Below are 21,878 nucleotides of genomic sequence, written 5' to 3' on the forward strand. Positions count from 1 at the left end.
CGACGACGTTCACCGTGTCTTGGATGTCGTGGTTTATGAAACGACGACGTTCACCGTGTCTTGGATGTCGTGGTTTATAAAACGACGACGTTTACGGTGTCTTGGATGTTGTGGTTTATGAAACAAGACTACTTTCCCTCAAAAAAACACAAAAAACCCGCCTCTTCAGGCGGGTTTCACAAAATATATTATAAATCTGACAGTGCTTTAGTAATGTTAGGTACAACCTGCTTCTTACGTGAGACAACACCTTCAAGGACTGCTGTGTTCTGGTCAAGTGCAACGTCGAATGCGCGTTCAACTGAAGAGAATTCCGGTCCTAAAGCGAGTACTTTAGAATTTGAGTTCAGAATATCCGTCACGATCAGTGTGAACAGGTCATATCCGTCGCGCTTGATTTCTTCATTGATTGCAATTTCGATTTCTTCGCGGCGTGCGAATACTTCGTCCACGTCAACTACGTTAACCTGAGCGATTCGCACGCTCTTTTCGCCGATGTCGAATGTTTTCGCATCGCCTGTAATTAACTGTTCTGCTGATTTATCAGAAGTTGATGCACCGGCTTTAAGCATTTCAAGTCCGTATGTTTCTAAATCAACGCCTGCGATGTCTTTAAGTTCCGCTGCTGCATCGATGTCTTCTTCTGTTGTTGTCGGAGATTTGAATAACAGCGTGTCTGAAATAATCGCCGAAAGCATTAGTCCTGCAGATTCTTTTGATATTGTTAAGTTTTTCTCTTTGTAAACTTTGTTCAGAATTGTTGCCGTACAGCCAACCGGTTCTGCGCGGTAGTACAGCGGACCTTCTGTTTCGAAGTTCGCAATTCTGTGGTGATCGAAAACTTTTGTAATTGTCGCGTTTTCAATTCCCGGTGCGGATTGCTGTTTTTCATTGTGGTCGACTAAAATTACTTCGTCACCTGAACCCACTTCGTTTAATAATGCCGGTGCTTCCACCCCGAAGTACTCAAGTGCATATGCAGTTTCACTGCTGATTTCACCTAAGCGGTAAGCTTTTGCATCGTTGCCGAGCTGTGCTTCGATATCAGCAGCTACAAGTGCTGAAGTAACCGTATCAGTATCAGGATTTTGGTGCCCGAATATTTTTTGTGTCATTACTGTCTGTCTCCTTTTTCTTTGGACTAATATTATATATGATTACATTTTAACATTACTGGTTTTATCTATCTATATCTTAGTTTTCAAAACATGCATATAATAGTGTATTCAAATCGTTCATACGATAACTTTATATGATAAAATTAAAGCAAATAAATTGTTAATGCACAGGAGATGGATGTATGTACCAGTATCAGGATGACAGCTTCATGCTGCACACGGATTTATATCAGATCAACATGGCAAAAACTTACTATGAACAAGGTATACACGAGCGTCAGACAATTTTTGATTTATATTTCAGAAAAATGCCTTTTGAAAACGGCTATGCAGTTTTTGCGGGGTTAACGCATATTATTGATTATCTTAAAAATCTTCATTTTTCAAAGAGTGATATCGAATATTTAAGCACTCTCGGCTACAGCGATGACTTTTTAAATTACTTAAAAACAGTCCGGTTTACGGGTACGCTCCGTTCAATGGCTGAAGGGGAAACAGTATTTAACAACGAACCGCTTGTCCAGGTGGAAGCGACGCTTGCAGAGGCACAGCTGATTGAAACGGCATTATTAAACATCGTCAATTTCCAGACGCTGATTGCAACGAAAGCGAGCCGCATCAGACAGCTGGTTCCAGACGACAGCCTGATGGAATTCGGTACGCGCCGTGCGCACGAATTCGACGCGGCACTGTGGGGTGCACGTGCTGCTGTAATCGGCGGATTTGACGGTACGAGCAACGTCAGGGCGGCGAAATTGTTCGGCCTGACACCGAGCGGGACGCATGCACATGCAATGGTGCAGGCGTACGGCAACGACTACGATGCGTTTAAAGCATACGCTGAAACTCATTACGACTGTGTATTTTTAGTGGACACATTCGACACGCTGAAGTCGGGTATTCCAACGGCTATTAAAGTTGCAAATGAGTACGGCGATAAAATTAATTTCAAAGGAATCAGAATCGATTCCGGCGACATTGCCTATTTAACGAAACAGGCACGTAAAATGCTGGACGAGGCAGGCTATACAGATGCGCAGATTATCGTATCAAACGACCTTGACGAGGTGACTATTCTGTCACTGATGTCACAGGGGGCTAAGGTTAACGGCTGGGGAATCGGTACGAAGCTGATTACCGCTTATGACAATCCGGCGCTCGGTGCAGTATATAAACTCGCAGCGATTCAGGATGACAAAGGCGTGTGGCAGAGCCGCATGAAACTGTCAGGAAACGTCGAGAAAACGACTACTCCGGGCAAGAAGAAAGTTTACCGCATCATCAATAAGGAAACAGGGATGTCAGAAGGGGATTATATTACACTTCACGACGAAACAGTGACAGCGGAGAAGCCGCTGTTAATGTTCCATCCGGTGCACACGATGAAGCGCAAACTGGTTAAATCATTTGAGCCGGTTGAACTGCTGCAGGATATATTTATCGGCGGTGAACTGATTTACGAATCGCCGACGGTAAATGAAATGCAGGAAAACTGCCGCAGAAGTCTCGACACAATATGGGAAGAAACAAAGCGTTTCCTGAACCCGCAGGAGTATCCGGTGGATCTGTCGACTGAATTGTGGAATGTTAAAAATGATCTCATAGAAGAACTTTCAAATAAAACATTGGAGTGATTTTTTATGGATGAACTGCAGCAGCAGATTATCGGGAAACTGCACGTTAAACCGGAAATCAATCCGGAAGAGGAAACCCGTGAACTGATTGATTTTCTAAAAAAATACGTCGGGAAGTATACGTTTATAAAGAGTTTTGTGCTCGGCATTTCAGGCGGTCAGGACTCGACACTGCTTGGAAAAATTGCCCAGCTTGCGGTCGATGAACTGAACGAAGAGGGACATGATATTAAGTTTTACGGCGTCCGTCTGCCGTACGGTGAACAGCGCGATGAAGATGACGCGAAAGACGCAATGGACTTTATCAGCCCGAGCGTTGAAACGGTAATCAATATTAAACCTGCAGTCGATGCAGGTGTTCAGGCGCTTTCAGACAGCGGCTATGTACTGAGTGACTTTGTTAAAGGCAATGAAAAGGCGCGGGAGCGGATGAAAGTCCAGTATGCTATTGCTGCGCATACCGGAGGAGTTGTACTCGGTACAGATCATGCAGCAGAAGCGCTGACCGGCTTTTATACGAAGTACGGTGATGGTGCAGCGGACCTTGCACCGCTGACAGGATTAAACAAACGTCAGGGCCGTGAGATTATGAAATATCTCGGAGCGTCCGCTCATCTGTATGAAAAGATTCCGACAGCAGATCTCGAAGATGATAAACCGCTCTTAAGCGACGAAGAAGCACTTGGTGTGACTTATGAGCATATCGATGATTTCCTCGAAGGAAAGTCAGTGCCTGATGAAGCATATGACAGAATTAAAACATTATATTATCAGTCACAGCACAAACGCGATTTACCTTACAATCGTTATAATTTACCAGTTTAATTAAAGAAAGAAGGACAGATTAAATTATGCTTCAGGCTATTTCAGAGAATCCGATGCTGATGATATTAGTGATATTCGTAATTAATATTATCTACGTTACATTTTTAACGATGCGGACAATAATGACATTAAAAGGTTACCGGTTCGTTGCAGCAGCATTCAGTATTTTAGAAACTTTTGTTTACGTAATCGGGCTCGGGCTTGTGCTCGACAACCTTGACCGCCCGCAGAATATCGTCGCATACGCGCTCGGTTTCGGGGTCGGGATACTCGTAGGGACGAAAATTGAAGAACAGCTGGCGCTTGGGTACACTGTAGTCAACGTCACGACAGCGAAAAAAGATATCGATCTGCCGAATGACCTGCGTAACCTGGGTTATGGTGTGACGCACGGCCATCAGTACGGACGCGACGGCCAGCGTACGGTGATGCAGATTTTAACGCCGAGAAAATACGAGCGTAAACTGATTGAAACGATACGGGAGCTCGATGACCGGGCGTTTATCATATCGCACGAACCGAAAAATATTCACGGCGGTTTCTGGACGAAAGGTCTCAGCAGACGCAAGATGAGCAATTACGAGCCGGAAAACGTTGAAGAAGTGCTGGAGGAAGTTTACGAAGCACAGGAACAGGGTGAGGTTCATGGCACAGAAAAAGCAGCCGAAAAAAAAGAAATTTAAAGTAGAACCGGGTGAATCGCTGTCAGATGTACTGGCAGCGATGCGTTCGGAAGGCTATCAGCCGGTAAGAAGATTTGAGCAGCCGGTGTTCAAAGAGGAGAACGGTGAAATTACTGTCTCCCATCAGGAGATTATGTTTGAAGGCAAATTAATAAATGAGGATGAGCCAAAATGATACCTAGATATTCAAGAGAAGAAATGACGAAGATTTGGACAGAGGAAAACAGATTTGAAGCGTGGCTGGAAGTTGAAATTCTGGCATCTGAAGCATGGGCGGAACTCGGTGTAATTCCGAAGGACGAAGTTAAAAATATCCGTCCGAACGCGCGCATTGATGTAGACCGGATTAAAGAGATTGAAGCGGAAACACGTCACGATGTTGTGGCATTTACCCGTCAGATTTCAGAAACGCTCGGTGAAGAAAAGAAATGGGTTCACTACGGACTGACATCAACAGACGTGGTTGATACAGCACAGAGCTACATACTTAAACAGGCCAATGAAGTCATTGAAAAAGACCTGAATAACTTTATTGAAATTTTAGCTGATAAAGCGCGCGAACATAAACACACACTGATGATGGGGCGTACGCACGGTGTGCATGCCGAACCGACATCATTCGGTATTAAAATGGCGTTATGGCATCAGGAAATGACGCGTAACCTTAAGCGCTTTAAAGAAGTTCGTGAAGAAATTGAAGTCGGCAAGATGAGCGGTGCGGTTGGTACGTTTGCCAATATTCCTCCGGAAGTTGAAGAGTACGTGTGTAAACATCTTGGTCTGACACCTGCACCGGTGTCGACGCAGACGCTGCAGCGCGACCGTCATGCGCATTACATTGCCGTGCTTGCACTGATTGCAACATCTGTTGAGAAGTTTGCGGTTGAAGTGAGACACCTGCAGAAAACAGAAACGCGTGAAGTGGAAGAAGCATTTGCGAAAGGACAGAAAGGCTCAAGTGCAATGCCGCATAAACGCAACCCGATCGGCAGTGAGAACGTTACGGGTATTGCACGTGTCATCCGCGGCTACGTATCAACAGCGTATGAAAACGTGCCGTTATGGCATGAACGAGATATCTCTCATTCATCTGCAGAAAGAATTATGCTTCCGGACGTGACGATTGCACTGAACTATATGCTGAACCGTTTCGGCAGAATTATGAAGAATCTGACTGTCTTCCCTGAAAACATGAAGGCGAATATCGACAAGACTTTCGGTCTTGTGTACTCGCAGCAGGTAATGCTGACACTGATCGACAAAGGACTGTCCCGTGAAGAGGCGTATGACCTCGTTCAGCCGAAAGCGATGGAATCATGGGAAACGAAAGTGCCGCTCCGCGAACTTGCAGGGAAAGATGAACGCATTCAGGAAGTGCTGACGGCTGAAGAACTCGATGAGTGCTTTAACGAATCACACCATCTGAGCCGCGTGGATACTATATTTAAACGTGCAGGGCTTGAGTAGGATGAAGGTTTCAAGATTTATAGCTGCGGCATTTGCCGCAGCTGTTCTTACAGCATGCAGCAGTGAAGCCCCGGAGGAGATCGCAGCAGCCGGTACGACGATAACCTATGAACCGCTGACATTCAGCGATCTGGATGTACCGGTAAATATTGAGGTTATCGATGGCATTACATACGCAGACGGGGTACTGATTGTTAACAAGGAAATTCCGCTGCCGGCCGATTATAACCCGGAAATGCAGCCGGAAGTCATTGAAGCATATACACAGCTGTTTAATGATGCAGAAAAACAGGGGCTGTACTTTGAACTGGTGAGCGGCTTCAGAAGCTACGACTACCAGGCGGGACTGTATAACAACTATGTGGCAAGAGACGGCAAAGAGGCAGCTGACAGATACAGCGCCGAGCCGGGGCATTCGGAACACCAGACAGGACTGGCAATAGATGTCGGTTCATACGACAGTGCAGTGCTGCTCCAGACATCGTTTGAATACACACCCGAGTTTCAGTGGCTGAAAGACGTTGCCCATGAGTACGGATTTATAATCCGTTACATGAAAGGCAAAGAGCATATTACCGGTTATATGTATGAACCGTGGCACTTAAGATATGTCGGGGACAAAGCACCGGCGATATATGAGAGCGGCCTGACGCTTGAAGAATACTTTGAACTGGATTAAATGATTATTATTTGAAGGATTAATGAAGAAAAGAATTCAGGAAAAACATAATAAACCCGGTCGCAGGACTCCACGGGGAACAGCACCAGCTTGAGACTACAGGCTCAAGCGGTGCCCCGGGAATGCTGGCGGCCGGGTTATTTTATAATAATTAATTCTCTTTCAGTCATCTCTCCTTTAATGTTTTTTGACATATAAAAATGATATAATCATCTTATGAATTTTATAAAGGATATGGTCTCATGACGCGACACGCAAAGCATATATTTAAACTTGATCCGGCAAAGGAAATCGACGACAGCTCACTCGAACGGATCGTAAAATCAGGCACGGATTTAATACTGGTCAGCGGCACGGATAATGTAACGGAGGAAAACGTTTCGAAACTGCTCAGACGCATTAGACAGTTCGATGTTTCTGCAGCGCTCGAAATTTCACACCCGGATGCAGCTGTACCGGGTTTTAATCATTATTTTATCCCGACGGTAATCAATACTGATGACGTGACATTTTCGCACGGCATGCTGGTTGAGGCACTGATGGAGTATCATGATTTTATCGATTACGACAGTGTGTCCCTTCTGCCTTATATTATAATGAATCAGAATTGCAAAGCGTTTAAACATGCGCAGTGTCATGCTGTGGAAGATGAGGAATTTATCGCGATGATTCACATGCTCGATAAATTGTACAAAATGGACTACATATATATTGAATACAGCGGTGTGTTCGGCGACCGCGACCTTGTTGCAGAGGCTTACGAGGCAGCGGAGCATGCAAATATCGTTTACGGCGGCGGTGTCGTATCTGAAGAAACCGCGCGCCGGATGGACAGCGTCAGCGATGTTATGGTTGTCGGCAATATTATTTACGATGATGTTGAACAGGCATTGAAAACTATCATTTAACAAACTGGAGTTTTTATAATGGATTTATCTACGATGAATAAAGAACAATTACAGGCGATTAAAACCACGGAAGGCCCGCTTTTAATTATGGCGGGGGCGGGAAGCGGAAAGACGCGCGTGCTGACGCACCGCGTCGCTTACCTGCTCGATGAAAAACAGGTGCCTTCCTACAACATACTGGCAATTACGTTTACGAACAAAGCCGCTAAAGAGATGCGCGAACGTGTCGATAAACTGATTGCGGAAGATGCATCGAAAATGTGGATTTCAACATTCCACGCAATGTGCGTGCGAATTTTAAGAAGAGATATCAGCTATCTCGGCTATGATACGAGCTTTTCAATACTGGACCCGCTCGATCAGCAGTCGGTTGTCAGGGATATTTTAAAGACACGCAATCTCGATACGAAACAGCACAACCCGAGAAGTATTCTCGCAGTAATATCAAATTATAAAAACCAGCTGATTAAACCGGAAGAGGCGATCGCAGAAGCCGGTGGTTTCCAGGATGAGCTGTACAGCGAAATTTATAAGGACTACCAGGAAATTCTTTACCGCAACAGTTCGCTGGATTTTGATGATTTAATCATGCTGACTATCGAACTGTTCCAAAAAGAACCGAACGTGCTGAGTTATTATCAGACACGTTTCCAGTATGTTCACGTGGATGAGTATCAGGATACGAACCACGCGCAGTATCAGCTGGTGCAGATGCTGGCTGCGAAATACCGCAACATCTGTGTTGTCGGTGACTCTGATCAGTCGATTTATAAGTTCCGCGGTGCGGACATTCAGAACATTTTAAACTTCGAAGAGGATTATCCGGAAGCGACGGTTATTAAGCTTGAGGAAAACTACCGTTCGACGAAGACAATACTGGATGCTGCGAATGCGGTAATCGGCAACAATACTGAACGTAAACCGAAAAACCTGCGCAGCAATAAAGGCGACGGTGTGAAAATCGATGTTCAGGTATCGTTCAGCGAACGTGAAGAAGGACAGCGCGTCGTGCAGAAGGTACAGGAACTGTCGGATAAATATTCATACGGCGATATGGCGATACTTTACCGTGCGAATGCGCAGTCACGTGCTGTCGAGGATGCATTCGTTAAATCGAGCATCCCGTATAAAATGGTCGGCGGTACGAAATTCTACAGCAGAATGGAAATTAAAGATCTGATGAGCTACTTAAAAGTAATTCAGAACCCGTTTGACGATATCAGTTTCCAGCGGATTATCAACGTGCCGAAGCGCGGCATCGGTGCAAAGACAATCGATAAGCTGCGTGCTCATGCAGAGCAGCTGAACTCGAGTATTTACGATGCCATCCGCGATGCAGACTTTTTAGGCATTCCGGCGAAAACAGTCGGTAAACTGATGTCGCTTCTACAGGTACTCGATAACTTAAAAGAAAAATCGAAGTATATGACAATGACGGACCTCGTTGATGAAGTGCTTGCGGATACCGGCTATCACGATATGCTCAGTTCTGATAAAACACTCGAAGCGAGAAGCCGTCTTGAAAACCTTGAAGAGTTCAAAACGGTAACGAAAGAGTTCGATAACGACAATCCTGTGGCAGACGATAATCTGTTTAACTTCCTGAGCGATATGGCACTGGTGTCGGATCAGGACGGCATGGATGATACGGCAGGAGTTACGATGATGACGATGCATGCATCGAAAGGTCTGGAGTTCCCGGTAATTTTCGTCGTTGGTCTTGAAGAAGGTATTTTTCCGTCGCGCCGTGTGCAGTTTGACGACGGGGAGCTGGAAGAGGAAAGACGTCTGATGTACGTGGCACTGACACGTGCAATGGACCACCTGATTTTATCGCGTGCGGAATCGCGTATGCTTTACGGTAAAACCGAATCGAATATGCAGAGCCGCTTCCTGAGCGAAATTCCGGAGGAGCTGCTTGAATCTGCGGGTTCAATCGCAGCCGGTTTTTCAGGCGGGAAGAGCGGTGTAACGCCGACAACAGGTTCATCGTTCTCACGCGGGCCGAAGAAGCGCTCTCGTATTATCAATACTAATAAAACAGGAACTGATTTTAACGTCGGCGATAAAGTGTCCCACAAAGCATTCGGGGATGGAATCGTTTCACAGGTTAAAGGTGAAGGCGACAATACGGAATTGGATATTATTTTTAACTCTGCAGGGCCGAAAAGGCTTCTTGCAAACTATGCGCCGCTTGAAAAAAAGGACTGAGTATAAATGAAAGAAAGAATTCATGAATTACAGCAATTGCTGACACGCTATAACTATGAATACCACGTGCAGGACAATCCGTCGATTCCGGATACGGAATACGATGCACTGCTTCGTGAGCTGGTTGAGCTGGAAGCGGAATACCCGGAATATAAAACAGATACGTCGCCGACGGTAAGAGTCGGCGGCGAGATTTTGAGCGGCTTTGAAAAAGTTGCGCACAGTTCACCGATGCTGAGTCTCGGCAATGCATTTAATGAAGAAGATTTAAGAGCATTTGATCAGCGTGTCAGACAGAATGCCGGTGATGTTACGTATATGTGCGAGCTGAAAATTGACGGACTTGCAGTATCGCTGACTTATGAAAACGGACTGTTTACCCGGGGCGCAACGCGCGGTGACGGAACAGTCGGAGAAAATATTACGGAAAACTTAAGAACGATACATGCGATTCCACTGACGATCGACTCCGATTTAACGTTCGAAGTGCGCGGTGAAGCATATATGCCGAAACGTTCATTTATTAATCTGAACGAAACGAGAGCGAAAGAAGGACAGCAGGAGTTCCAGAACCCGCGTAACGCAGCAGCAGGATCATTAAGACAGCTGGACCCGAAACTTGCAGCGGCGCGTAACTTATCTGTTTTTCTGTACAGTGTGACTTCACCGGAAGCACTCGATACAGACAGCCAGAGCGGTGCGCTCGATAAGCTGGATGAACTGGGCTTTAAAACGAACAGGGAACGCAGGCTGATGACGAGCATCGATGAGGTGATTGAATACGTTGAATACTGGACGACACACCGCTCGGAGCTTGCATATGAAATAGACGGTATCGTTATAAAAGTGAACGATCTTCTGACTCAGGAAGAGCTCGGCTATACGGTGAAATCACCGCGCTGGGCAATTGCGTATAAATTTCCGGCAGAAGAAGTCGTGACAGAAATTCTCGATATTGAACTCACGGTGGGACGTACAGGAGTCATTACACCGACAGCGATACTGGAACCCGTCAAAGTGGCGGGAACGACAGTGGGACGGGCATCACTGCATAACCATGAACTGATTGAAGAACGGGATATCCGTATCGGGGACAAAGTGGTCATACGAAAAGCAGGAGACATTATTCCCGAAGTGGTGAAATCATTAAAAGAGGAACGTACAGATCAGGCGGTGTACGAAGCACCGACAACCTGTCCGTCGTGCGGTCACGATACGGTTCACCTCGAGGATGAAGTGGCAATCCGCTGCATTAACCCGGCTTGTCCGGCACAGCTGACTGAAGGGATTATTCACTTCGTGTCGCGCGGTGCGATGAACATCGACGGTCTCGGTGAGAAGGTTGTGCGCCAGCTGTTTGATGCAGAGCTGATTACAGATGTTTCAGATTTATATAAACTGGAATATGATGACTTAATTGAACTTGAACGCATGGGCGATAAAAAAGTGACGAACCTGCTGAAAGCAATTGAAGCATCGAAGGAAGTACCATTGAGTAAACTGTTATTCGGACTGGGAATCCGTTTCCTCGGTTCAAAAGCATCGGGACTGATCGCGAAAGAATACGGTTCAATGGTTGAAGTTTTAAAAGCGACGAAAAAGCAGCTGATTGAAATACCTGAAATCGGCGAGAAGATTGCAGATTCAATAGTTACTTATACGCATAATGATGATTTTATCGAGCTGGTGAATAAGCTCGATGCAGCAGGACTCAATATGACAGAAGAAAAAGAAGAACTGTCCGGCACAGTGTTTTCCGGGATGACCTTCGTATTGACCGGCAAGCTGGTGGAAATGACACGCGGCGATGCGAAGAAGAGTATCGAGTCATACGGCGGGAAAGTGACCGGCAGTGTATCTAAAAATACAGATGTTGTCGTTGCCGGGGCAGATGCCGGCAGCAAGCTTGAGAAAGCGAACTCACTCGGCATAACAGTTTGGAATGAAAGAGAATTTATTGAGAAATTGGGGCAATGAGTTATGAAGTTTAAATCGATATTACTCACAAGTGCAACTTTGCTGCTGCTTGCAGCCTGCGACGGTGCCAATGAAGCGGAAATCAGCGAGCAGATGGGTGAATCATCGCTCGAGAATGAAGTGTCGAACGTGCAGGTCGAAGAGCAGGACGATACGCTCACATCGAGCAGTGAAGAGTTTTACCGTTCTGTCGTTCCTTACGAACTGTCGCCGGCCCGCGGGTTGTCGAGTGCCAATTTAGTGTCTTCATATAATGTGGAAGAGTTTGAAAAAGGCCTGTTTTCAATCAGCCAGAGTGTGTTCCCGACAAACGAATATATATTCCGTGAAGGCCAGATTATTTCAGAAGAAATGATTAGGGGCTATTTAAGCCGCCAGTACACGAGTGAAGAGCTTGAGGAAATGGATGAGTCCGAACTGCTCGGCTCGGATGCGTTCAGCAACCTCGGTCTGAACCCGTCGACACAGGGTGAAACAGACCCTGAAGTGATTGCAGAAGAAGCACCGCTGTACCTGTCACACATTCTCGAGCAGAACTATATGAAGGAAGATGAAGAAGGAAACCTGTCGTTTGACGGCATTACTATCGGACTTGCAATGAACAGCGTTCATTACTATCAGACAGAACAGTACGGCCAGACGAAGGAACGTGCGCTGGATCCCAAAACAGTTAAAGAGGAAGGTCAGAAGATGGCTGCTGAAATCTTAAAGCGTATCCGTGCGAATGATAAGTATGTCGATAAAGAAATAGTCTTTGCGATTTTCATTCAGTCGGCTGATACGGATATCGTGCCGGGAAACTTTGTTTCCCAGGCAGTCGTTGCTCCCGGAGAGAATACGATCGAGTCATTTTCTGATATAGATGTTCAGAATATCCTGCTGCCGTCGAGAGAAGCAGCGGAGATTTCCGAAGAAACAAACAGCGAGTATCAGAACTTCAACAGGGATTTAGCATCTTACTTTGACAGTTTTACAACGTCTGTCGGCAGAGGGAAGTTCAGAGACGGAACGCTCGAGTCACTGACTGTTGAAATACCGATTGAGTATAACAGCCGCGGTGAAATGATCGGAATGTCCCAGTTCGTGAGAGATCTGGTTAACGAACACTTTACAGGTACGGATATCGAAGTGGAAATTAAGGATAAGTCACAGGTCTACAGTGTGATTACCCGTAAAGGTGAAGGGGAAGCCAATCTTTATATATTTGAATAAGTAAGCACATGGAAATGTTCCGTGGTTTTTGGTAAACTTTAAATGTTGTATTTATAGAAGGAGGGTCATTCATGGAAGAACTTGATTTAAAGAAACTTCAGCGTGTGGCTGAGTTGTCTAAGATAGAAATTAAAGATGAAGAAGAACTTAGAAATTTATCTACAAAAATTAAAAGTATTGTTGCGCACTCGGAGCGCTTGAATGACTTGGATTTATCGGGAGTGGAACCGATGACACATGCGATGCAGCTGGAGCAGGAAACAGCGGATTCACTGCGTAAAGATGAAGCGGGAGAACCTGTAACACAGGAAGAAGCGCTGAGAAATACAGAGTTCACAGAAGATGGACAATTCAAAGTACCTAGAATGATATAAGGAGGGTTAACAATCGTGAATATGAATGAATTAACAGTAGAAGAACTATACACTAAAATTCACAGTAAAGAGATCAAACCTTCTGAAGTAGTAGGTGCTCTTTTTGACAGAATCGAAAAATATGACGGCAACATTAAGTCGTTTATCACATTAACTAAAGATCAGGCGATGGAAACTGCAGCGGAACTTGACCGTCTTCAGGAAGAAGACAAAATGGAAGGTTCACTGTTTGGAATTCCTGTCGGAATTAAAGATAACATCGTAACTAAAGATATTTTAACAACATGTGCGAGCCGCATGCTGGAAAACTTTAAGCCGGTATATGACGCAACGGTTATGACAAAGCTTAAAGACCAGAACTCAATTCTTATGGGGAAACTGAACATGGATGAGTTTGCGATGGGATCAACATCGGAAACATCTTACTTCCAGACGACTAAAAACCCGTGGAACCTTGAATGTTCACCGGGCGGATCATCAGGCGGATCGGCTGCAGCAGTTGCAGCAGGATTTGTGCCTTATGCCCTCGGTACGGATACGGGCGGTTCTGTAAGACAGCCTGCCTCATTCTGCGGAATCGTCGGTATGAAACCAACATACGGCCGTGTATCACGACACGGACTGGTGGCGTTCGCATCTTCACTGGATCAGATTGGTCCGATGACACGTACAGTGCGTGACAACGCCAAAGTACTTGAAATGATTTCAGGTGAAGACAGCAGCCACGATATGACGAGTGCAAGAAATAAAGATACTGACTTCCTGAGCGGTATTGAAAAAGATATTAAAGGTATGAAACTGGCACTGCCTAAAGAATTTTTAGGTGACGACGTTGACGATTCAGTTACTGAAGCGGTATTAAAAGCGAAAGAACGCTTTGAATCTTTAGGTGCGATCGTTGAAGAAGTTGAAATGCCAAACCTTCAGTATGTAGTAAGCTCGTACTACTTAATTGCTTCAAGTGAAGCGAGTGCAAACCTTGCACGCTTTGACGGTATCCGTTACGGCTACCGTTCAGAAAATGCCAAAACACTTGAAGAGCTGTATACAAAATCACGCGGTGAAGGATTCGGCGATGAGGTAAAACGCCGTATTTTACTGGGAACTTACGTGTTAAGTGCCGGCCACTACGATGATTATTATTTAAAAGCGCAAAAACTCCGCCGTTTAGTGTCTGATGACGTTCAAAGAATTTTAGCGGATTACGATTTAATTATCGGACCGACTACGACAACGCCGGCACACAAATACGACGAAGTTAAAATTGAAGGTACGAAAGAATATAAAAACGATATCCTGACAATTCCTGCGAACCTTGTGGGTGTGCCTTCATTAAGCATTCCATGCGGAGTGACTGAAGACAACAGACCAATCGGCATGCAGCTGATCGGTAACCACTTTGAAGAGCGCAAAATTTACAATGCAGCGTATCAGTTCGAAACTGTATACAACCTGCATGAAGAACTTAAAAATCTAACGATGGGGGCGGAGTAAGATGCATTTTGAAACGGTTATCGGACTTGAAGTTCACGTTGAATTAAAAACAAATTCAAAAATATTTTCCAATGCCCCTCTGCATTACGGACATGAACCGAACACAAACCTTTCTGTAGTTGAACTCGGTTACCCGGGCACACTGCCGGTTCTGAACGAAACTGCAGTAGAGTACGGCATGAAAGCGGCAATGGCATTAAACATGCAGATTGCTGAAAATACGAAGTTTGACAGAAAAAACTATTATTACCCGGATAATCCGAAAGCATATCAGATTTCACAGTTTGATAAACCGATCGGGGAACACGGTTCACTCGATATTGAAATCGACGGCAAGAAGAAAACAATCGGTATTACACGTCTTCACCTTGAAGAAGATGCAGGTAAATCAACGCATAAAGAAGACTACTCACTGGTTGACTTAAACCGTCAGGGTACGGCACTTGTCGAGATCGTATCGGAGCCGGATATCCGTACACCTGAAGAGGCGTACAAATACCTTGAGAAAATCAAGTCGATCATTCAGTACACAGGCGTATCCGATGTGAAAATGGAAGAAGGTTCACTGAGATGTGACGCGAACATTTCAATCAGACCTGTCGGCCAGAAAGAATTCGGTACGAAAACTGAACTTAAAAACTTAAACTCATTTAACTTCGTAAGAAAAGGACTTGAGTATGAAGTGAAACGTCAGGAGCAGGTACTGCTTGCAGGCGGGATTATCGAACAGGAAACACGCCGTTACGATGAAAAAACCGGTGAAACGGTATTAATGCGTGTTAAAGAAGGCGCGGACGACTACCGTTACTTCCCGGAACCTGACCTGATGCACCTGCATATCGATGAAGAGTGGAGAGAACGCGTACGTGCGAGCATTCCTGTGCTTCCGGACGAACTGCGTGAGAAGTACATCAACGAATACGATCTTCCGGTATACGATGCAGAAATTCTGACGATGAGAAAAGAAATGTCCGACTTCTTCAGCGACATGGTTGAAACTCATAAAGCAGACCCTAAACTGGCATCAAACTGGTTAATGGGAAGCGTGAACGAATACCTGAACAAAAACAACGTTGAACTGGAAGATACAGGCTTAACTGCTGAGAACCTTACAGGTATGATTAATATTATTGAAGACGGTACAATTTCAAGCAAACAGGCGAAGAAAGTATTCTCTGTACTTATTGAAAAAGGCGGCACTGCGAAACAGGTTGCGAAAGACCTCGGCATGGAACAGATCTCTGATCCTGCAGTACTGACTGGTATGGTTACAGAAGTACTCGATGCAAATGAACAGTCTGTAGAAGATTACAAAAATGGTAAGGACCGTGCAATCGGATTCCTTGTCGGTCAAATCATGAAAAAATCTAAAGGACAGGCTAACCCTAAAATGGTTAACCAGATCCTTCTTGAAGAAATTAACAAGAGATAATCATGAAAACACCTGCACTCCCGTTTGGGAATGCAGGTGTTTTTTGGTGGTGGAATGATATTGTATGTTGTGGTTTATGAAATGACGACGTTTAACGTATGCAGGACGTCGTGGTTAATGAAACGACGACGTTTAACGTGTGCAGGACGTCGTGGTTAATGAAACGACGACGTTTAACGTGTGCAGGACGTCGTGGTTAATGAAACGACGACGTTTAACGTGTGCTGGACGTCGTGGTCATAAAAACGACGACGTCAAAAACCTGTATAAAACAAAAATCACCGGGATGTAATCCCGGTGATTTCTAAATATTTACTGGAATAAATAATTTGTAATGTTGCTGATCATTTCATCTTCCAGGGCCGGATTAAGCTGGCCGCTGTCGTAATCGTACGGATTTTCTGTCAGAGTGTCCTGATTATCGATATAAAAATAATCGTTTTCTGTAAAGAACTCAGCGTCTGTTTCCAGCTCAGCTGCAAGGTTTTCGTGTTCATGTGCATTCGGGTTACCAAGAAGGATAACCGTCTTGTCTGCGTTGTAAAGTTCCATATATGCACCTGTTAAGTTGTTCAGATTTCTCTCAGGCAGAACTTCATCGTTGTAATCTGCAATCTGCAGAGCATCCATAATAACAACATCGCTGTTGCCGTTCACAGTCAGTTCGTTCATGTCTGTTGTGTTCACGGGCAGTTCAATCTGATTGAATTGAACTGTGTTTGAGCCGGTCTGCTCACTAAGGCGTTCGGCAAAATTCCCGCTGTAGTGGGCAGGGAGCAGTACATCAACGATAAGCTGTTCATTGCTGCTCACGCGTTCGTCGTATTTTTCCTGAATCACCGGTTCATTAAATGCTAAACCATTTGAATCATCAGCTGATTCTTCCTGTGCGCTGTCTTCTTGTGCTGTGTCGTCTGATTCCTGCTGTCCGTCTTCTGTAACTTCAGTGTCATCATTGGCCGTATTTTCTGCGGCTTCATCCGTGAAAATAGGTCCGGTGTGCATGAAGTTGAAATATATTCCGGCAGCAAACAGTAAAAATAGTATAATCACTAGAGCTTTTTTCATGGTATCTCCTCAAATAATAATATCCCAAAGCATTACATATGATATAATGTTGGCAACATAATACTTTTAAATATTATTATACATGAATTGCGGAAGTAAGACATTATTTTAGGATGATTGTATGAGTATAAATCAGTTTAATATAAATATTAAAGATAAATACATTGCACAGGCTTTCGAGATTTTAAATTTCTTTAAATCCATAATTATAGAAGTGCATCATATCGGTTCATCAAAGCTGGCGAAAATTCCGTACAGCTGCGATATGGACATTCTCTTTATCGTTAAATCATACGATGATGTAAGGAATCTTGCGGATATTTTAATCGCTGAAGGATACGTTCAGATCAATCATTTTACTGATTACTTCAGGGATGACATGGTGATGAGAAAAGTAGTCGACGGACAGGTTATCAACATGATTTTTATGAGCAGTGCAAGTTACAAGAAAGAAGATATACTGGCATGCACGGAACATCTTGTCGAAAACGAAGAATACTTCAGGGATTTTAAAAATTTAAAACGCTCATTCTTAAAAGATGAAGTGACCGAAGCTGAATACGATGAGCGCAAATACCAGCTTTTTCAAATGATGAAAGGCGAAGGAGATCATTCGACGAGCGTATAATTTCTTATTGCAGAGGAGTTATTTATGAAAACAGCGAGAATAATATATAATCCCACAGCCGGCAAAGAAGGGTTTCAGGAACAGCTTCCCGAAGTGCTGGCGCGTTTTGAAAGTGCGGGGTACATTACGAGTGCACATGCAACGACCGGACAGGATGATGCTACTTATGCGGCGCGTTTTGCCTGTGAGCACGGCTTTGACTTAGTCGTAGCTTCAGGCGGGGACGGCACGGTCAATGAGGTCATCAACGGTCTTGCAGAATACGATGAACGTCCGGAACTCGGTATTATCCCGATGGGCACGGTGAATGATTTTACACGTGCACTTAAAATTCCGAATGACATCGATGAGGCAGTCAGCATTATTTTGAACGGTAAAACGGGCAGAGTGGATCTCGGCAGCATGAACGGTAAATATTTTATGAATATTGCCGGCGGCGGCAAGATTACCGAAGTGTCCTATGAGGCACCGAGCAGACTCAAAGCGATAATCGGCTCACTCGCCTATTACGTAAAGGGGATTGAACTGATTCCGCAAATGCGGAGTATCAATCTGCGTATTGAACATGATGATGAACTGTTTGAAGGGGAAGTAATGATTTTTCTTCTCGGTCTGACAAACTCAATCGGCGGTTTCGAAAAACTCGTCCCGAATGCAAAGCTGAATGACGGTTATTTCTCACTGCTGATACTTGAACATGTCAATCTTGCTGAGTTCGGTCATATACTGTCACTTGCGACACGCGGCGAGCATTTAAAGCATCCGAAAGTGCATTACTATAAAGCGGAGGATGTCAGAATTACTGCATACGATGAAGTTCAGCTGAATCTGGACGGTGAATTCGGCGGTGTGCTGCCGGCTCATTTCAAAAACTTAAAAGAGTTTCTGAAAATAAGAGTGTCGGATGAGTTTTATAATGAGCTGTACAGTGAAGATAACGGGTATACACTTCCTGACGTGGAACAACAATAGTTATTTTATATCAACTTATGAGGTGAATACATTGAAGCTTACAGTATTTGCAACAACAGATGTTCACGGTGCAGTTTATCCGTACAACTATTTTGATAATGAACCGAAAGACAATGCGTTATTGAAATTCAAAACATATATTGATAAGTATAAAGCGATGAACGATGAGGAAGCGGTAATTACTGCAGATAACGGGGATCTGCTCCAGGGCGATGTATGGAGCGACTATGACAGCGACAATACAGATAAAGCACTGGTGCCCCGTATTATTAATGAAATGTACGATGTAATTGGAGCGGGCAACCATGAGTTTAATTTTGGTCTGCCTTTTTTAAATGAATTTTATAAACAGGTGACGGTGCCAATCGTTAATTCGAATGTGGATTTTATGGATAATCCGTTAAAGGATATCGTTAAAAATACTTATATTCACGTAATCAAAACGGCTGACGGCCCGGTTAAAGTCGGTTTTCTGAGCGTGGTGCCGACACAGATTTTAAAGTGGGATAAATTCCACCTGGAAGACAGGGTGAAGGTAAGCCCGATGACTGAAGCGGTCAGAGCGACAACAGCCCGGCTGAAAAATGACGGTGCGGATATCGTCATTTTGCTGTCGCATACAGGCATGAGTAATGCCGATGACGATTTGTCGCAGTTTGGAGAGAATCAGGCGATATTAATGGCAATGATGGAAGGTATAGACGGCATTGTATTCGGCCATACACACGACGTGTTTCCAAACGGTAATCTGCTGATTGAAGATGAACGTATTGATATCGGCAAAGGAACATTCAATCATATACCGATGGTTCAGCCGGGAGTATCGGCAAGTCATCTAGGTGTATTGAATTTCGAACTGGCATACGACAATGGTATGTGGCAGGTTAAAAAAGCTTCAAGCCGGCTGATCAGTGCAGAAGACATCGTTTTAAAAGACGATGAGCTGGAAGACTATAAAGAGGAACATGAGAAGGTGCTCGGGTATTTAAATATTCCGATAGGCAAAACAGACTATCCGCTGAATACGTACTTTACGAGAGTCATACCTTCACGCGGCGTGCAGTTCGTATCCGAGGCGACGGTCTGGTTTGCGAAGGAACGGGCGGACTTTAAAGACAGCAGCCTCCCGGTTATCGGATTTAACTCTGCGGTGAAAGTCGGACGTGACGGACCTCATGACTATACAGCGATTCCTCCGGGTGAGATGACCATCGCAGACAGTATTGATATTTATAAACATGCGAACACGCTGCTGATTATAAAAATTAACGGTAAAGTGCTGAAAGAATGGCTTGAATGGGCTGCATCATCATTTAATAATTATGACGGTGAGGAAATTCTTCAGCCGAATAACTCGAGATACGGCTTCCCCGGTTATAATTTTGATACATTTTTCGATCTGGATTACACTTTTGATTTAACAAAACCGGCACGCTATGAAAGCTCGGCACGTCAGATCAGCGATTCTGAACGCGTGATTAAAATGTCATATAAAGGCGAACCGATTAAAGAGTCGGATGAATTTATCGTGCCGGCAAATAATTACAAAGTCGCTTATGCACCATTTTTAAGAGATGCGGAAATACTGTATGAATCTGCGATTTCGGTAAGAGATATTGTTACCGAGTATATAAAGAGCGGGGAAACATTCGATTATCGCAACCCGATGACGATTATACCCCACGGCACATACAGGTTTACGACAGCAGCAGAAGCAAAGGAATATACTGCCGGTTTGCCGGTCGAACATTATAAAGACTTGGAAGACGGCTTCAGCATATTCAAAGTAGAGCTGTAAAATTAATCAGGTAAGAGGTTTTAAAATGAAGGCAATAACTAAAAATAATAACTATGAAGCGGTCGTGGAAGATTATACTCATGAAGGAATGGGCATCGTCAAAGTCGACGGCTACCCGGTGTTTCTGCCGGATGTGCTGAAAGGTGAGTCGGTTGAGTTTAAAGCAGTTAAAGTGAACAGCAGGTACGCTTTCGGTAAAGTTTTAAATGTGCTTGAGGCATCGCCGAACCGCCGGACACCGCCGTGTGAATATTATTTCCAATGCGGCGGATGCCAGATTCAGGTTATGAACGACGCCGAGCAGGCATCGTTTAAACGTCAGGTCGTAGCTCAGAATATCAATCAGCAGGCAAGACTTAATCTGCACATCAATGATACTGTGACAGGCGAGCCGTTATACTACCGCAACAAATCACAGATACCTGTACAGAAAATTAACGGACAGGTCATTATGGGCTTCTATAAACCGCGTTCACACGATATCGTTGATATTGAGCACTGTTATATTCAAAAGCGTGTACACAACGATATTATGATGTTTATTAAAAATAAATTGATCGAAGAGAACACTTCTATTTACGATGAAAAATCACATGAAGGACTGTTAAGACATCTCGTGATCCGTTCAAACAGTGATGACAGTGAAGTACAGGTTGTGTTTATAACAAACGGCAGGCGCAACGTGTTTATGTCGATCGTGAAGGCATTAAAAGAAGCGTTCCCGAATGTTAAAAGTATCGTGCAGAACATTAACGACGAGAAGACCAATGTGATATTCGGCAAACGTTCCATCGTTCTGCTCGGACATGATTACATTACAGATACCGTACTTGGAAAATCGTTTAAAATCCGCGACCGTTCTTTTTATCAGGTCAATCATGAACAGACCGAGAAGCTGTACCAGATCGGTCTGGATATGGTCGGATTAAACGGTGATGAAACGATTATTGACACGTATTCTGGAATCGGTTCAATCGGTCTGACAGCATCAGACCGTGTCAGCAAGATTATCGGTATAGAAGTTGTTGAAAGTGCAGTTGAGGATGCACGGGAAAATGCAAAACTTAACGGTATCGACAACGCCGACTATTATTTAGGCAAAGCTGAAGAAGTAATGCCGAAACTCGTTAAGGAAGGCGTCAGTGCGGATGTGGTATTCGTGGACCCGCCGAGAAAAGGATGTCATACAGAGTTTCTCGATGCACTGATAGAAGTGGCACCGAAAAAAATTGTCTACATTTCATGTAATCCAAGCACGCTGCAAAGAGACATGAAGTATCTCGACAGACACGGGTTTAAAGCAGCAGCAGTTACACCGGTCGACCTCTTTCCTCAAACGAAACACATCGAGGCAGTGACTGTACTGGAAAATAAAAAATAATTATAAATACAGCCGGA

At 44.4% G+C, this 21,878-nt stretch carries 19 protein-coding genes; 17 read left to right on the top strand and 2 right to left on the bottom strand.

From position 1 onward, the window contains the following. Nucleotides 1–188 precede the first annotated feature (188 nt). On the bottom strand, nt 189–1,115 hold the full coding sequence (locus RZ44_RS10580) for a manganese-dependent inorganic pyrophosphatase (RefSeq protein WP_035811234.1): 927 nt from the start codon (nt 1,113–1,115) through the stop codon (nt 189–191). 185 nt (nt 1,116–1,300) lie between these two features. On the opposite strand from RZ44_RS10580, the gene RZ44_RS10585 reads away from it, so the two are divergent. The 13 genes from RZ44_RS10585 to gatB all read left to right on the top strand — a co-directional run bounded on the left by RZ44_RS10585 (nt 1,301) and on the right by gatB (nt 16,014). Then, nucleotides 1,301–2,752, top strand: coding sequence for a nicotinate phosphoribosyltransferase (locus tag RZ44_RS10585; protein ID WP_035811236.1), 1,452 nt, complete (start codon nt 1,301–1,303; stop codon nt 2,750–2,752). A gap of 6 nt (nt 2,753–2,758) precedes the next feature. Next, nucleotides 2,759–3,577, top strand: a complete 819-nt coding sequence (gene nadE, locus RZ44_RS10590; protein WP_035811237.1) for an ammonia-dependent NAD(+) synthetase — start codon at nt 2,759–2,761, stop codon at nt 3,575–3,577. A 26-nt stretch (nt 3,578–3,603) separates the two neighbouring features. Beyond that, nucleotides 3,604–4,260 carry a DUF2179 domain-containing protein gene (locus RZ44_RS10595; RefSeq protein ID WP_052108985.1) on the top strand — a complete coding sequence of 219 codons (657 nt, stop codon included), beginning with the start codon at nt 3,604–3,606 and terminating at the stop codon, nt 4,258–4,260. Continuing rightward, the gene (locus RZ44_RS10600) at nt 4,223–4,435 is read left to right on the top strand and encodes an NETI motif-containing protein (RefSeq protein ID WP_035811240.1); all 213 of its coding nucleotides are present in this window, start codon (nt 4,223–4,225) and stop codon (nt 4,433–4,435) included. The genes RZ44_RS10595 and RZ44_RS10600 overlap by 38 nt, the downstream gene beginning before the upstream one ends. Further along, complete coding sequence (gene purB, locus RZ44_RS10605) at nt 4,432–5,727, top strand: adenylosuccinate lyase (RefSeq protein WP_035811241.1); 1,296 nt, start codon at nt 4,432–4,434, stop codon at nt 5,725–5,727. Before RZ44_RS10600 ends, purB begins: the two co-directional genes overlap by 4 nt. 1 nt (nt 5,728) lies before the next feature. Next, nucleotides 5,729–6,406 carry a M15 family metallopeptidase gene (locus RZ44_RS10610; protein ID WP_035811243.1) on the top strand — a complete coding sequence of 226 codons (678 nt, stop codon included), beginning with the start codon at nt 5,729–5,731 and terminating at the stop codon, nt 6,404–6,406. 242 nt (nt 6,407–6,648) lie between these two features. After that, nucleotides 6,649–7,314 carry a geranylgeranylglyceryl/heptaprenylglyceryl phosphate synthase gene (locus tag RZ44_RS10615; protein WP_035811244.1) on the top strand — a complete coding sequence of 222 codons (666 nt, stop codon included), beginning with the start codon at nt 6,649–6,651 and terminating at the stop codon, nt 7,312–7,314. 18 nt (nt 7,315–7,332) lie between these two features. Next, a complete protein-coding gene (gene pcrA / locus RZ44_RS10620; protein WP_035811245.1) occupies nt 7,333–9,525 on the top strand; it encodes a DNA helicase PcrA in 2,193 nt (730 codons plus the stop codon). A 6-nt stretch (nt 9,526–9,531) separates the two neighbouring features. Then, nucleotides 9,532–11,502: an NAD-dependent DNA ligase LigA gene (gene ligA / locus RZ44_RS10625; RefSeq protein ID WP_035811246.1), complete on the top strand. Its 1,971-nt coding sequence runs from the start codon at nt 9,532–9,534 to the stop codon at nt 11,500–11,502. A gap of 3 nt (nt 11,503–11,505) precedes the next feature. Further along, nucleotides 11,506–12,714: a CamS family sex pheromone protein gene (locus RZ44_RS10630; RefSeq protein WP_035811247.1), complete on the top strand. Its 1,209-nt coding sequence runs from the start codon at nt 11,506–11,508 to the stop codon at nt 12,712–12,714. Nucleotides 12,715–12,785: 71 nt separating this feature from the next. Next, nucleotides 12,786–13,088 (top strand): Asp-tRNA(Asn)/Glu-tRNA(Gln) amidotransferase subunit GatC, encoded by a 303-nt coding sequence (gatC, locus tag RZ44_RS10635; RefSeq protein WP_035811248.1) that lies wholly within the window; start codon nt 12,786–12,788, stop codon nt 13,086–13,088. A gap of 15 nt (nt 13,089–13,103) precedes the next feature. Further along, nucleotides 13,104–14,582 carry an Asp-tRNA(Asn)/Glu-tRNA(Gln) amidotransferase subunit GatA gene (gene gatA / locus RZ44_RS10640; RefSeq protein ID WP_035811249.1) on the top strand — a complete coding sequence of 493 codons (1,479 nt, stop codon included), beginning with the start codon at nt 13,104–13,106 and terminating at the stop codon, nt 14,580–14,582. Nucleotide 14,583: 1 nt separating this feature from the next. Continuing rightward, on the top strand, nt 14,584–16,014 hold the full coding sequence (gene gatB / locus RZ44_RS10645) for an Asp-tRNA(Asn)/Glu-tRNA(Gln) amidotransferase subunit GatB (protein WP_035811250.1): 1,431 nt from the start codon (nt 14,584–14,586) through the stop codon (nt 16,012–16,014). A 312-nt stretch (nt 16,015–16,326) separates the two neighbouring features. On the opposite strand, the gene RZ44_RS10650 is transcribed toward gatB, so the two are convergent. Next, a complete protein-coding gene (locus RZ44_RS10650) occupies nt 16,327–17,082 on the bottom strand; it encodes a hypothetical protein (protein WP_035811251.1) in 756 nt (251 codons plus the stop codon). A 121-nt stretch (nt 17,083–17,203) separates the two neighbouring features. On the opposite strand from RZ44_RS10650, the gene RZ44_RS10655 reads away from it, so the two are divergent. The 4 genes from RZ44_RS10655 to rlmD are packed head-to-tail and all read left to right on the top strand — an operon-like array spanning nt 17,204 to nt 21,861. After that, nucleotides 17,204–17,710, top strand: coding sequence for a GrpB family protein (locus RZ44_RS10655; protein WP_035811253.1), 507 nt, complete (start codon nt 17,204–17,206; stop codon nt 17,708–17,710). A gap of 24 nt (nt 17,711–17,734) precedes the next feature. Further along, nucleotides 17,735–18,682 (top strand): diacylglycerol kinase, encoded by a 948-nt coding sequence (locus RZ44_RS10660; RefSeq protein WP_035811255.1) that lies wholly within the window; start codon nt 17,735–17,737, stop codon nt 18,680–18,682. Between the two features lie 31 nt (nt 18,683–18,713). Beyond that, complete coding sequence (locus RZ44_RS10665) at nt 18,714–20,480, top strand: 5'-nucleotidase C-terminal domain-containing protein (protein WP_035811256.1); 1,767 nt, start codon at nt 18,714–18,716, stop codon at nt 20,478–20,480. Between the two features lie 25 nt (nt 20,481–20,505). Beyond that, a complete protein-coding gene (rlmD, locus tag RZ44_RS10670; RefSeq protein WP_035811258.1) occupies nt 20,506–21,861 on the top strand; it encodes a 23S rRNA (uracil(1939)-C(5))-methyltransferase RlmD in 1,356 nt (451 codons plus the stop codon). Nucleotides 21,862–21,878: the final 17 nt, after the last annotated feature.

The organism is Jeotgalicoccus saudimassiliensis (genome assembly GCF_000756715.1).
Classification (GTDB): Bacteria; Bacillota; Bacilli; order Staphylococcales; family Salinicoccaceae; genus Jeotgalicoccus; species Jeotgalicoccus saudimassiliensis.